At 70.7% G+C, this 12,039-nt stretch carries 12 protein-coding genes; 6 read left to right on the forward strand and 6 right to left on the reverse strand.

All coding sequences use genetic code 11. The annotated features are described in order from the left end of the window. The first annotated feature begins 39 nt into the window (after positions 1-39). Positions 40-1,506: an FAD-dependent oxidoreductase gene (locus tag MJ604_RS13570; RefSeq protein ID WP_243058991.1), complete on the forward strand. Its 1,467-nt coding sequence runs from the start codon at positions 40-42 to the stop codon at positions 1,504-1,506. Then, complete coding sequence (locus tag MJ604_RS13575) at positions 1,503-2,519, forward strand: SMP-30/gluconolactonase/LRE family protein (RefSeq protein ID WP_243058992.1); 1,017 nt, start codon at positions 1,503-1,505, stop codon at positions 2,517-2,519. The genes MJ604_RS13570 and MJ604_RS13575 overlap by 4 nt, the downstream gene beginning before the upstream one ends. Before the next feature lie 81 nt (positions 2,520-2,600). On the opposite strand, the gene MJ604_RS13580 is transcribed toward MJ604_RS13575, so the two are convergent. Next, positions 2,601-2,966 (reverse strand): hypothetical protein, encoded by a 366-nt coding sequence (locus MJ604_RS13580; RefSeq protein WP_243058993.1) that lies wholly within the window; start codon positions 2,964-2,966, stop codon positions 2,601-2,603. Positions 2,967-3,047: 81 nt separating this feature from the next. After that, positions 3,048-3,560 (reverse strand): helix-turn-helix domain-containing protein, encoded by a 513-nt coding sequence (locus MJ604_RS13585; protein ID WP_243058994.1) that lies wholly within the window; start codon positions 3,558-3,560, stop codon positions 3,048-3,050. Between the two features lie 65 nt (positions 3,561-3,625). On the opposite strand from MJ604_RS13585, the gene MJ604_RS13590 reads away from it, so the two are divergent. The 3 genes from MJ604_RS13590 to MJ604_RS13600 are packed head-to-tail and all read left to right on the forward strand — an operon-like array spanning position 3,626 to position 5,595. Then, on the forward strand, positions 3,626-4,078 hold the full coding sequence (locus MJ604_RS13590) for a PaaI family thioesterase (RefSeq protein WP_243058995.1): 453 nt from the start codon (positions 3,626-3,628) through the stop codon (positions 4,076-4,078). Positions 4,079-4,088: 10 nt separating this feature from the next. Then, a complete protein-coding gene (locus tag MJ604_RS13595; protein WP_243058996.1) occupies positions 4,089-4,781 on the forward strand; it encodes a uracil-DNA glycosylase in 693 nt (230 codons plus the stop codon). Positions 4,782-4,818: 37 nt separating this feature from the next. Further along, positions 4,819-5,595: a dioxygenase gene (locus MJ604_RS13600; protein ID WP_243058997.1), complete on the forward strand. Its 777-nt coding sequence runs from the start codon at positions 4,819-4,821 to the stop codon at positions 5,593-5,595. Positions 5,596-5,886: 291 nt separating this feature from the next. Here MJ604_RS13600 and MJ604_RS13605 read toward each other — a convergent pair whose 3' ends face one another. Genes MJ604_RS13605 through MJ604_RS13620 form a run of 4 tightly spaced genes read right to left on the reverse strand, consistent with a single transcriptional unit; the run spans position 5,887 to position 11,072 of the window. After that, entirely contained in the window at positions 5,887-6,837 is a 951-nt protein-coding gene (locus MJ604_RS13605) for an aldo/keto reductase (RefSeq protein WP_243059092.1), read from the reverse strand. A 28-nt stretch (positions 6,838-6,865) separates the two neighbouring features. Further along, the gene (locus MJ604_RS13610) at positions 6,866-7,807 is read right to left on the reverse strand and encodes a DUF1214 domain-containing protein (RefSeq protein ID WP_243058998.1); all 942 of its coding nucleotides are present in this window, start codon (positions 7,805-7,807) and stop codon (positions 6,866-6,868) included. A gap of 58 nt (positions 7,808-7,865) precedes the next feature. Continuing rightward, positions 7,866-9,425, reverse strand: a complete 1,560-nt coding sequence (locus MJ604_RS13615) for a succinic semialdehyde dehydrogenase (protein ID WP_243058999.1) — start codon at positions 9,423-9,425, stop codon at positions 7,866-7,868. Positions 9,426-9,443: 18 nt separating this feature from the next. Continuing rightward, the gene (locus MJ604_RS13620; protein ID WP_243059000.1) at positions 9,444-11,072 is read right to left on the reverse strand and encodes a GMC family oxidoreductase; all 1,629 of its coding nucleotides are present in this window, start codon (positions 11,070-11,072) and stop codon (positions 9,444-9,446) included. A gap of 102 nt (positions 11,073-11,174) precedes the next feature. Here MJ604_RS13620 and pdxY point away from each other — a divergent pair, with 102 nt between their 5' ends. Next, on the forward strand, positions 11,175-12,026 hold the full coding sequence (gene pdxY, locus MJ604_RS13625) for a pyridoxal kinase PdxY (RefSeq protein ID WP_243059001.1): 852 nt from the start codon (positions 11,175-11,177) through the stop codon (positions 12,024-12,026). The last annotated feature ends 13 nt before the right edge of the window (positions 12,027-12,039 follow it).

The following is a 12,039-nucleotide window of genomic DNA, read 5'->3' on the forward strand; positions in this document are numbered from 1 at the left end:
AAACCCGAATCTGACACAGATTCAGATATGGAGACGAGAATGCAGCTGACTCGACGTACCCTGCTGGGCGCGACCGGCCTCACCCTCGGCACCGGCGCCCTGCACGACGCGGTGGCCGCCGGGTCCCGCCAGGGACGGCTGCCGCGACGGGTCGACACCGTGGTCGTCGGCGCCGGCATCTCCGGCCTCGTCGCCGCCCGCGAGCTGGCCGACGCCGGGCAGGACGTGCTGGTGCTGGAGGCGCGTGACCGGGTCGGCGGCCGGGTGCTCAACCACCGCCTCGCGCCGGGCGCGACCATCGAGTCCGGCGGTGCGTTCATCGGGCCGACCCAGGACCACATCGCGGCGCTCGCCGAGGAGCTGAAGGTCCCGACGTTCCTCGAGTACAACGAGGGCAACAGCGTCTACATCTCGTCGCTGACCGGGCGGACGGAGTACTCCGGAACGGTCCCGCCGGACCCGACCATCCTCCCGGACGCCGCCCTGCTCCTCCAACGGATCGACTCGATGGCGGCCGAGATCGACGTCGCGGCGCCGTGGGACCACCCGAGCGCCTCCGCGTGGGACGCCCAGACGCTCGGCGAGTGGATCCGCGCCAACGCGATCAACGCCGACGGCGTCGAGAACCTCATCGAGAGCTGGACCCAGCCCGGCTTCGGAGCCGACCCGAACGAGCTCTCGCTGCTCTACGTGCTCTGGTACGTCGCCTGCTCGGGCGACGAGCAGAACGTCGGCACGTTCGCCCGCAACTCCGACACCGCGAACGGCGCCCAGGAGCGCCGCTTCGTCGGCGGCTCCCAGCTCATCCCGCTCCGGCTCGCGCGCTGGCTCGGCGACATCGTGACGCTGGGCGCACCGGTCCGCCGGATCGTGCAGCAGGACGGCCACGTCGTCGTGCACAGCGGCCGCGGCTCCGTCCGGGCGAAGCGCGTGATCGTCGCCGCTCCCCCGCCACTGGTGCTCGACATCGAGTGGTTCCCGCGGCTGCCGTCCCGGCGCCTGCAGCTGCTGCGGCACCTCGACATGGGCCAGCTGATGAAGTGCGACGCGGTCTACGAGACCCCGTTCTGGCGCGAGGCCGGGCTCAACGGCTTCGGCATCAACGACAGCGGTGCGGCCCGCGCGGTCTTCGACAACAGCCCGAAGAACGGCGAGCCGGGCGTCCTGCTGGCGTTCGTCGGCGGCTCGACGTGGCGGCGGTACGGCGTGCTCCCCCAGGCGGCCCGCAGGACGGCGGTGCTCGAGGGGTTCGCCGCGATGTTCGGCGAGCAGGCGCTGCACCCGATCGACTACGTCGAGCACGACTGGACGCACGAGCGCTGGACGACCGGGGGCCCGACCGCGATCTACGCCCCCGGCACGATGGTGGAGTTCGGCTCGGCCATCCGGAAGCCGTTCGGCCGGGTGCACTGGGCCGGCACCGAGACGTCGACGTACTGGACCGGCTACATGGACGGCGCCGTCCGTGCCGGCCAGCGCGCGGCCATCGAGGTGAGCGAGCGGTGAAGCGCCTGCTGGCGGTCGTGCTCGCGACGCTCCTCCTCGCCCCACCCGCCGCCGCGGAGCCCCGCACGACCTGGGACACCGAGGTCTTCTCGCTGGTGCCGGCTCCGGGGTACCCGGCGTACGTCCACGCGCACACGAACGGGCGCGTGTACGCCGGCACCTACATCGCGTCGGGCAGCACGGTGCCGTCACGGGTGTTCGAGTGGACCGGCGACGGGACGCTGCTGCGGTCGTGGCGGGTGCCCGGCCAGCTCCTCGACGAGGACCACGGTGTGCAGGTCGCGAACCAGACGCGAGACGGGCACCTGGTGCTGCTCGAGACGTCGACGCGGTCGATCCTGACCCTCGACGTCAGGACCGGGCGGTTCCGCCGGGTCGCGACGTTCCCCGACGGCGCGGTCCCCAACTACGCGTCGTGGGGCCCGGGTGGCGAGCTCTACGTGACCGACTACGCCGACGGGGTGATCTGGCGGCTGCCGCACGGCTCGCGGACGCCGCAGCGGTGGTTCGAGTCACCGGCTCTCACGGGCGCGCTCGAGTTCGGCACGACCGGCATCCGCTACCGCCCCGGCCGGCGCGACTTCCTCATCACCCAGCAGACCGTCAGCGACGGCAGCGTCCTGCCGACCAACGGCGCTCTCTACCGGCTCTCCGTCGACCGCGAGCTCGAGACGCTCTGGACCTCGCAGCCCGGCGACCTCCCCGACGGCTTCGGCATCGGCCGGTCGGGCCACGTGTACGTCGCGCTCGCCGGCCTCTCGAACCAGCTGGTCGAGCTCACCGCGGACGGCGAGGAGGTGGCGCGGTTCCCGGAGACGCCGGTGACCGGCGCCAACGGCTCGCCGATCCCGTTCGACACCCCGTGCAGCGCGACGTTCCTCGGAAAGCGGATCCTCGTGGCGAACCAGTCCGCGATCGCGGGGGACGCGTCCCACCAGGCGATCCTCGACGTGTACGTCGGCGAGGCCGGGCGGGCGCCGTACCTCCCGAGGAGGGCCGGCTTCCGGCGATGAGCCGGACGCCGGGGCCGGGTCGCACGCCGTCGCCCGCCCGGCCGGGCTCTCCGTCAGCGCCCTCCGTCAGCCGACGAGCGCTCAGCTGGCCTCGGGGTCCTCCGGCATCTCCGGCAGGTCCATGCCCTCGGTGATGCAATCGGTCATCTCGCCGGACTGCACCGACTCGATGGCCTTCTCGTCGTCCTCGCTCGGCTCGTAGTCCTCGTCCTGGTCGACGATGGCCTGCAGCGCCTCGTCGGACAGGTCGGAGTCGTGGAACGCCTCGGCGACGCAGTCCGCAACCTTCGCGTCGACCTCACCGCCCATCATCTCGCTGTCCTGCAGGCTCTCCGAGATGTCGTCGACGGACGGGCGGCCACCGTCGCCACCGCCACACGCACTGAGAGTGAGGAGGAGGGCGGACGACGCGGCCACGGCGGACAGGGTGCGCTTGGTGAGGGTCATGTCGCCATCCCTTCCCGCCGCCACGTGTCCGTAACCACGCGATCCGGTGGTCGAGACGGATCGGCGCACGCGGTCGGCCCGTCAGCGCGCGGCGGAGGAGGATTCCTGCCGGGGCTTGACGCCTGGCCCCGGACGCGGCGCGACGTCGCGGCGCTCGGGGACCAGGTGGCCCTCCTCGCAGACGAGCTCGGCGTGGACGACCGCTCCGCAGCCCCGGTGGGCGACCTCGACCGGCGGCCCCTCGGGGTCGGCGACGTACTTCGCGCCCCAGTCGGCGATGGCGACGAAGACCGGGTAGAGGTCGAAGCCCTTCGGCGTCAGGCGGTACTCGTACCGCTCCCGCTGACCCTCGGGCCGGTACGGCACGCGCACCAGGATGCCGTGCTCGACGAGCAGCGCGAGCCGGTCGCTGAGCACCTGGCGCGGGATGCCGCCGTGGTCGCGGATGTCCTCGAAGCGGCGGACACCGTTGAACACCTCGCGCAGCACCACGAGGACCCAGCGCTCGCCGAGGATCGCCATCGACCGGCCGACCGTGCAGTTGTCGGTCGACCACGCCAGCGCCGGCACTCCGTCGGCTCGTGGGGAGCTCATCCCTCCAGCCTAGGGGAGGCTGAGTCCGGTTGACAGACCCAGCGCGAACGCGCCACGCTGAGTCCGTGACCCAGACCCAGCCCCTCGACCCGGCCGCGATGAGCGGCTTCGACCAGCTGATGGCGATGCGCGACGGCCTGATCCCGCCGGCGCCGATCGCGGACACGCTCGGCATGGTGAACTTCGACGGCGAGCCGGGATCGATCTCCGTCGAGCTCGACCCGGAGCTGCGGCACTACAACCCGCTCGGCACGGTCCACGGAGGCGTGATCTCCACGCTCCTCGACACCGCGGCCGGGTGCTCGGTGCACTCCACGCTCGCTGCGGGCGAGATGTACACCTCGCTCGACCTCACGGTGAAGTTCCTGCGGCCCGCGACCGTCGACTCCGGGCGACTGCGCGCTGTCGGCAAGGTGATCCAGCGTGGGCGACGTACGGCACTGGCGGAGGCGCAGCTGTTCGACGGCAGCGGGAAGCTCGTCGCGCACGCGACGTCGAGCTGCATGATCTTCTCGTAGTCTCCTGCCCGTGAGCGCGCTCGCGGGACTCGTCGACAGGGGCCTGATGGCCGAGGACTGGGCGGCGGCGCTGGCGCCGATGGACGACCAGGTCGCGGCGATGGGGCAGTTCCTGCGCGCGGAGCTCGCGGCCGGGCGGGACTACCTGCCGGCCGGCGACCAGGTGTTCCGCGCGTTCCAGCGCCCGCTGGCCGACGTACGCGTGCTGGTCGTCGGGCAGGACCCGTACCCGACGCCGGGCAACCCGATCGGACTGTCGTTCGCGGTCGGCAAGCACGTGCGGCCGCTGCCGCCGAGCCTGGTGAACATCTACCAGGAGCTGGCCAGCGACGTCGGCGTCACGCCTCCCCCGCACGGCGACCTGACCGCCTGGGCGGACCAGGGCGTGATGCTGCTGAACCGCACGCTGACCGTGCAGCCGCGCAGCTCCGGGTCGCACCACGGCAAGGGCTGGGAGCCGGTCACCCAGTGCGCGATCGAGGCGCTGGTGCGCCGCGGTGGTCCGTGCGTGGCGATCCTGTGGGGCAGCCACGCCCAGAAGCTCAGGCCGATGCTCGGCTCGGTGCCGTCCGTCGAGTCTCCGCACCCGTCGCCGCTCTCGGCGTACCGCGGCTTCTTCGGCTCGCGCCCGTTCAGCCGGGTCAACGCGCTGCTCGCGGAGCAGGGCGGCGTGGCGGTGGACTGGGCGCTCCCGATGGAATAAAGTTTAAGTATCAACCATTGGAATGAGCGTGAATGAGATGTCGACCGGCCGCATGCCCGCGCTGTACATCGGCCACGGCGCCCCGCCGCTCCTCGACGACCCGCTGTGGTCGGGGCAGCTGGCGAGCTGGGCGCAGGACCTGCCGCGCCCGAAGGCGATCCTGATCGTCAGCGCCCACTGGGAGTCCGCGCCGGTCTGCCTCAGCGCCAGCCGCGCCCCGCTGGTCTACGACTTCGGCGGCTTCGACCCGAAGTACTACGCGATGACCTACGAGACGCCGGACGCCACCGCGCTGGCGCACCAGGTCGCGGCGATGATGCCGTCGTCGGAGCCGGTCCACCAGCACGCCTCGCGCGGCCTCGACCACGGCGCCTGGGTGCCGCTGTCGATCATGTACCCCGACGCCGACATCCCGGTGCTGCAGATGTCGCTGCCCACCCACGACCCGGTCCGGCTGCTCAAGCTCGGCGAGCGGCTGCGCCCGCTGCGCGACGAGGGCGTGCTGGTCATCGGCTCCGGGTTCCTCACCCACGGCCTGCCGTTCCTCAACGACTGGCGCATCGACGCCGACGTCCCCGGCTGGTCCGGCGACTTCGACGCCTGGGCCGGCGAGGCGCTGGCCCGCGGCGACGTCGACGAGCTGGCGAACTACCGCTCGAAGGCGCCCGGTATGCCGTACGCCCACCCGACCGTCGAGCACTACTCCCCGCTCTTCGTCACCCTCGGCGCGGCCACGACTCCCGACGAGCCCGGCGTCCAGGTCATCGACGGGTTCTGGATGGGGCTGTCGAAGCGGTCGCTGCAGGTCGCCTGAGGCGTTGTCGGAATCACCGGTTCACCGGTGATTCCTGCACTTATCGGGGGTTGCAACCCCTGAGAAGTGCCAGTTTCACCGGTGAACCGGTGATTCCTGCACTTATCGGGGGTTGCAACCCCTGAGAAGTGCCAGTTTCACCGGTGAACCGGTGATTCCTGCACTTATCGGGGGTTGCAACCCCTGAGAAGTGCCAGTTTCACCGGTGAACCGGTGATTCCTGCACTTATCGGGGGTTGCAACCCCTGAGAAGTGCCAGTTTCACCGGTGAACCGGTGAAACCGACCGACGTCAGCCAGCGGTGACCGCGTCCAGCTCGGCCAGGTCCTCGGCGGTCGGCACCCAACGCAGCGCGGCGGCGTTCGCCCGCACCTGGTCGCCGGAGGTCGCGCCGGAGATCACCGATGCCACCGCGGGCTGGGCGGCGAGCCCGGCGATCGCCACGTCGAGCGGCGAGAGGTCGCGGGCGGCGGCGTACTTCTCGAACACCTCGATCCGGTCCCAGTCGGCGTTCGCGAGCCACGACGAGCGGGTGGGATCCAGCGCTGCACGCGAGCCCTCCGGAGCCGACTCCCCGCGACGGTACTTGCCGGTGAGCAGGCCGTACTCCAGCGGGAAGAACGGCAGGATGCCGAGCCCGAACTGCTCGCAGGCCGGCGTGACCTCGGCCTCGACGGTCCGGTCGAGCAGCGAGTAGCGGTTCTGCACCGACACGAACGCCTCCAGGCCGGCGGTGCGAGCCGTCCACGCGGCGTCGGCGACCTGCCAGCCGTCGAAGTTCGAGCAGCCGACGTACCGGACCTTGCCCTCGCGGACCAGGTCGGTCAGCGCCGACAGCGTCTCCTCGATCGGCGTGACGCCGTCCGGCTCGTGCAGCTGGTAGAGGTCGATGTGGTCGGTGCCGAGCCGCTGCAGCGACGCCTCCACCGCACGCCGCACGTAGCGTCGCGAGGCGCGGGCGCCGAAGTCGTTGCCGAGTGTGCCCTGCATGTCCATGCCGAACTTCGTGGCCACGACGAACTCGTCACGCTGGCCACGCAGGGCCTCGCCGAGCAGCCGCTCGCTCTCGCCCGGAGGAGCGCCGTAGATGTCCGCGGTGTCGAGCAGCGTCACGCCGGTGTCGCGCGCGGCCGCGAGGATGTCGCGCACGCCGTCGAGGTCGACGCGTCGGCCGAACGCGTTGCAGCCGATCCCGACCGCGCTCACCATCAGTCCCGAGTCGCCCAGCGGGCGGTACGTCATCGTCACGGGTCAGACAGTACGACGGCCCTCACCGCAGCCCGGGGAACGTCCACGTCCCGTTGAGGATCTCCGGTCGCGGGCGGTACAGGCGCACGAGGTAGTTCCACCCGTCGACGATCGGGATCGAGTTGCGCGCGGGGTCGCCGTCACCGCCGAAGCGCACCGTCACGCCCCGGTCGTCGTCGCGTGCAGCGGTGATGCTGTTGACGCTGTACGCCCCCGCGGCGTTCGGCTCGAAGAACCCCGCGGCGTTGTAGACCGAGATCGACCAGAAGCCGTCGACGGGGACGTCGGCCGGCACCCTGAGCTCGTACTCCCCGACCGGCAGACCCGGGTCGACTCCGACGTACGTCGCTTCTGCGTCGGGCAGACCGCCCCAGCCGGCCGCCGTACCGATCAGGTGCTTGACGGGGTCGACGTCCTCCGCGCGGCCGAAGCTGTGCTCGAACGACGTCATGTCGCGGGCCAGATCGAGCAGCGCGGTGCGGGTGCGGTCGAAGCTCGTCGCGTCGTACTCGGGCATCTCGAACGGCCGCGCGCTCGCCGCCTGGATCACGACCTGGTCCTGCAGCGCGGCCACCGCCGCCAGGTCGGCCGGGTCCCGCGGATCGGCCAGGGTGCGCACGGCGACGGTGACGTGGCCGCTGCCGAGGTCGGCGGCGCTGAGCTCGTGGCGGCCGGGCTCGTGGATGACCTGGTTGATGTAGTGGTCCTCGTTGACGACCATCGCCGACAGGTAGCGCTCGCCGGCGTCGGGCAGCGTCAGCGTCGCCCCGCCCGAGACGTCGACGACCGCGAAGCTGTAGAGCGTGTCCCGGTTCAGCCGGATCACCGTCTGCCGCTCGATCGCGGCCGGTTCCCGGTTGTGCAGGAACGTGTTCACGCCTCCGGCGTCGCGCTGCAGCCCGGCGAACATCCGGTGCGTCTCGGCGCGCGCGAAGTTCTGGACGTTGACCCGTTGACTCCCCATGCGGGCAACCCTTCCGGCCCGCGAGCGTCGTTCGGTTCACCCTGACCGGGTGAACCCGTCAGCGGATGCCGGTCTTGCGCATCATCCGCAGCCCGCTGAGCATCCCCTTGACGTACTTGTCGTAGTCCTGGCCGGGCTTCGCGCCCATCACCTGCTTCTTGAGCACCGCGAGGTTCTGCACGTCGGTGTACTTCAGCAGGCCCTGGTCGCCGTGCCGAGCGCCCACACCCGACTGCTTCACGCCACCGGAGGGCGTGCCCTTCGAGGCGAACGCCGTGGCCAGGATGTCGTTGACGTTGACGTTGCCGGACTCGATCCGCTTGCCGACCTGGCAGGCGTTCGCGACGTCTCCGCCCCACACGGAGGCGTTGAGGCCGTAGTCGGTGTCGTTCGCCAGCGCCACGGCCTCGTCGACGGTCCGGTACTTGTGCAGCGCCACGACCGGGCCGAACGTCTCGGTGACCCCGGCGAGCATGTCCTTGGTGACACCCTCCAGGATCGTCGGCTCGAAGAACGCCGGGCCGAGGTCGGGCCGGGCCCTGCCACCGGTCAGCACGGTCGCACCCTTCGCGACGGCGTCCTCGACGTGCGACTGCACGCGGTCCTTGTGGCCGGGCGAGACCAACGAGCCCATGTCCGGACCGAAGTCGTACGCCGCCCCGACGTTCAAGGCCTTCGTCGCCGCGACGAACCTGTCGCGGAAGTCGTCGTACCGCGACTCCGGGATGTACATCCGCTCGATGTGCATGCAGATCTGTCCGGTGTTGCCGAACGCGCCGAAGATCGCGCCCTGGACGACCTCGTCGAGGTTCGCGTCCTCGAGCACGATCATCGGGTTCTTGCCACCGAGCTCGAGGCAGGCGCCGATCAGGTTCCGGCCGGCGCGCTCGCCGACGACGCGGCCGGTCGCGGTCGAGCCGGTGAACATGACGTAGTTGGCGTTGTCGATCAGCGTCGGGCCGACGTCCGGGCCCTCGCCGCAGACGACCTGGAACAGGCCCTTCGGGAGCCCGGCCTCCTCGAGCATCTGGATGCCGTACAGCGGCGACAGCGCGGTCTTGTTGTCCGGCTTCAGCACGATCGCGTTGCCGGCCATCAGCGCCGCGATGGAGTCGGAGATGCCGGTCGCGAACGGGAAGTTCCAGGGCGCGATGATGCCGACGACGCCCTTGGGATGGCGGATCTCGGTCGACGTCGTGAGCATCGGGACCGGGCCGCCGCGCTTCACCGGGGCCAGCAGCTTCGGCGCGCGCTTGAGGTAGTGGCTCATCACCATCACCGGGTCGCAGGTCTCCTCGATCGCCATCCGCCGGTTCTTGCCGCTCTCGACCTGGATCAGGTCGGTCGTGGTCTCGGCGTTGTCGAGGAACAGCGCGTGCGCGCGCTTGAACACCTCGAGCCGCTGCTTGAGCGGGCGCGCGGCCCACTCGCGCTGCGCGGTCCGCGCCGTACGGAACGCCTGCTCGATGTCCTCCGGCGTCGACTGTGGCAGCTCCACCAGCACCTCGCCGGTGTAGACCTCGGTGAGCTTCCAGGTGCCGCCACTGGTCGACGGCACGCGGGCGACGAGCTTCTCGAGGAACGCGTCGGTGATCGAGGCGGGGCGCTGCAGCGTCATGGGATCAATGCCCCTTCATCAGGCTCGGTCGAGCACGAGGTCGGCGCCGCGCTCACCGATCATGATCGCGGGCGCGTTGGTGTTGCCGCCGGTGATGGTCGGCATGATCGAGGCGTCGCAGACGCGAAGCCCCTCGACGCCGCGGACCTTGAGGTCCGGCGTGACGACCGACAGCTCGTCGACGCCCATCCGGCAGGTACCGACGCCGTGGTAGACCGACGTCGCGCGGTTGAGGATCGCGTCGCGCAGCTCCTGGCCCTTGAGGCTCGCGCCGGGGTGCAGCTCGCCCTTCACAGAGCCGCCGAAGGCCGCGCCGGCCATGATCTCGCGGGTCATCTCGGAGCCCTCCGCGAGCACCTCGAGGTCGCCCGGGTCGGCGAGGTACTGGAAGTCGATCAGCGGCGCCTTCGTCGGGTCGCTGGACGCCAGCCGCAGCGTGCCGCGGCTGCGTGGGTAGATCAGCGTCGAGAGGATCGTGATCGCGGGGTTCGGGTCGACGTCGTGACGGATCGGCTCGTCCTGGTTCGGCGAGACGTACGACCACGGCAGCAGGTGCAGCTGCAGGTCGGGGATGTCGGTCGCCTGCGAGGTCTTCAGGAAGGCGACCGCCTCGAACACGGAGTTCGCGAGGAAGCTCTTGCCCGGCCGCACGAGCTCCTTGGCGACGCCCTTGGCGAAGAACGACGCCTTCCCGCGCATCTTCGACGAGGTGGCATGGAAGGTCAGCGCGTGGAACATGTGGTCGTGCAGGTTGTCGCCGACCGGCAGGTCCGCGACCACCTCGATGCCGTGGTCTCGCAGGTGCTGCGCGTGCCCGACACCGGAGAGCATCAGGATCTGGGCGGACCCGACGAATCCGGCGGAGAGGATGACCTCCTTGGCCGCCCGGACCGTGCGCCTCGAGCCGTCCTTGTCGGTGACCTCGACGCCGGTCGCCCGGCCGTTCTCGATGTTCACCTTCCGGACGAGGACCTCGGTCTGCAGCTGCAGGGTGGGGACGTCGAGGTGGTGGATGTAGCCGCGGGAGGCGGAGTAGCGCAGGCCGCCGGCGGCGTTCTGCTGCATCCGGCTGACGCCCTCCTGCTCCCCGGCGTTGTAGTCGTCGAGGACCTTCGCGCCGAGGGTGTCGGACGCGGCCTGGATGAACTGCAGCGACCCCTCCTGCGGGGTCTTGTTGCGGGTGACCTTGATCGGTCCGCCGGCACCGCGGAACTCGTTCGCGCCGTCCTCGAAGTCCTCCATGCGCTTGTACGCCGCGTTGACCTCGTCGGCCGACCAGCCGGCGCAGCCCTCGGCCGCCCAGGAGTCGTAGTTGGCACGGTTGCCGCGCACGTAGACCATGCCGTTGATCGAGCTCGAGCCGCCGACGACCTTGCCGCGCGGGACCGGCATCTTGCGGTCGAGGATGTGCTTCTGGGGCGTGGAGTACAGCCCCCAGTCGACCCGCTTCTTGATCTCGGGCACCGAGTGCATCGGCCCGATCATGCCGGGCTTCTTGACCAGGAACTGCTCGTCGCTCTTGCCGGCCTCGAGCACGATCACGCTCGCCCCGGACTGCGCCAGCCGGCCCGCGATCGCTGCACCCGAGCTGCCGGACCCGACCACCACGTAGTCGGCCTCGTTCTTGTACGGCAGGTTCTTCGCCATCTGTGATCCTCGCTCGAGACATACCGCTGGAATGTGTGCGCGGCCACAACTGTAACAAGTTCTAGTTTGCCCGCAAAGAGATCCGTCGGGAGGATGCCGAGAGTGAAGATCCTGTCCATCCAGTCCTCGGTGGCCTACGGCCACGTCGGCAACTCGGCGGCGGTGTTCCCGCTGCAGCGCCTCGGCCACGAGGTCTGGCCGGTGCTGACCGTGCACTTCTCCAACCACACCGGGTACGGCGCCTGGCGCGGGCCGTTGCTCGCGCCCGAGGACGTGCGCGAGGTGATCGCGGGGATCGGCGACCGCGGCGTGCTCGGCGAGGCCGATGCGGTGCTGTCGGGATACCAGGGCGACCCGGCCGTCGGCGGGATCATCCTCGACACCGTCGCGCAGGTGAAGGAGCTCAACCCGGAGGCGGTCTACTGCTGCGACCCGGTGATGGGCGACGTCGGCCGCGGCATGTTCGTGCGGCCGGGGATCCCGGAGTTCATGCGCGACACCGTCGTACCGCAGGCCGACGTCCTGACGCCCAACCACTTCGAGCTGGACTTCCTGGTCGGGCGGGAGACCTCGACGCTCGCCGAGATCCTCGACGCGGTCGACGAGGTGCGCGAGCGCGGCCCGCGCGACGTGCTGGTGACCAGCGTGATCCACGGCGAGGTGCCCGAGGGTCGCCTCGACGTCGTCGCGGTCTCCGACGACGGCGCCTGGGCGGTCGAGACGCCGCTGCTGCCGATCACGCCCAACGGGTGCGGTGACGTCACCGCCGCGCTGTACCTCGCGCACCTGCTGTCGACCGGCTCCGCCGCGACCGCGCTGTCGCGCACCACGTCGTCGGTGTTCGCGATCCTCGAGGAGACGATCGCCGCAGGCACCCGCGAGATCCAGCTCGTCGCCGCGCAGGACGCGATCGCGGACCCGCCGGAGTCGTTCGAGGTGCGAAGGCTCCGCTAGCGCGCGAAGCGCG

The organism is Nocardioides sp. SR21, assembly GCF_022761125.1.
In the GTDB taxonomy this organism is placed as follows: domain Bacteria; phylum Actinomycetota; class Actinomycetes; order Propionibacteriales; family Nocardioidaceae; genus Nocardioides.

Excerpts from the sequence above, each read along its gene's own strand:
- MJ604_RS13570 (WP_243058991.1), top strand. The coding sequence starts at position 40 with ATGCAGCTGACTCGACGTACCCTGCTGGGCGCGACCGGCCTCACCCTC.
- MJ604_RS13580 (WP_243058993.1), bottom strand. The coding sequence starts at position 2,966 with ATGACCCTCACCAAGCGCACCCTGTCCGCCGTGGCCGCGTCGTCCGCC.
- MJ604_RS13585 (WP_243058994.1), bottom strand. The coding sequence starts at position 3,560 with ATGAGCTCCCCACGAGCCGACGGAGTGCCGGCGCTGGCGTGGTCGACC.
- MJ604_RS13600 (WP_243058997.1), top strand. The coding sequence starts at position 4,819 with ATGTCGACCGGCCGCATGCCCGCGCTGTACATCGGCCACGGCGCCCCG.
- MJ604_RS13605 (WP_243059092.1), bottom strand. The coding sequence starts at position 6,837 with ATGACGTACCGCCCGCTGGGCGACTCGGGACTGATGGTGAGCGCGGTC.
- MJ604_RS13610 (WP_243058998.1), bottom strand. The coding sequence starts at position 7,807 with ATGGGGAGTCAACGGGTCAACGTCCAGAACTTCGCGCGCGCCGAGACG.
- MJ604_RS13615 (WP_243058999.1), bottom strand. The coding sequence starts at position 9,425 with ATGACGCTGCAGCGCCCCGCCTCGATCACCGACGCGTTCCTCGAGAAG.
- MJ604_RS13620 (WP_243059000.1), bottom strand. The coding sequence starts at position 11,072 with ATGGCGAAGAACCTGCCGTACAAGAACGAGGCCGACTACGTGGTGGTC.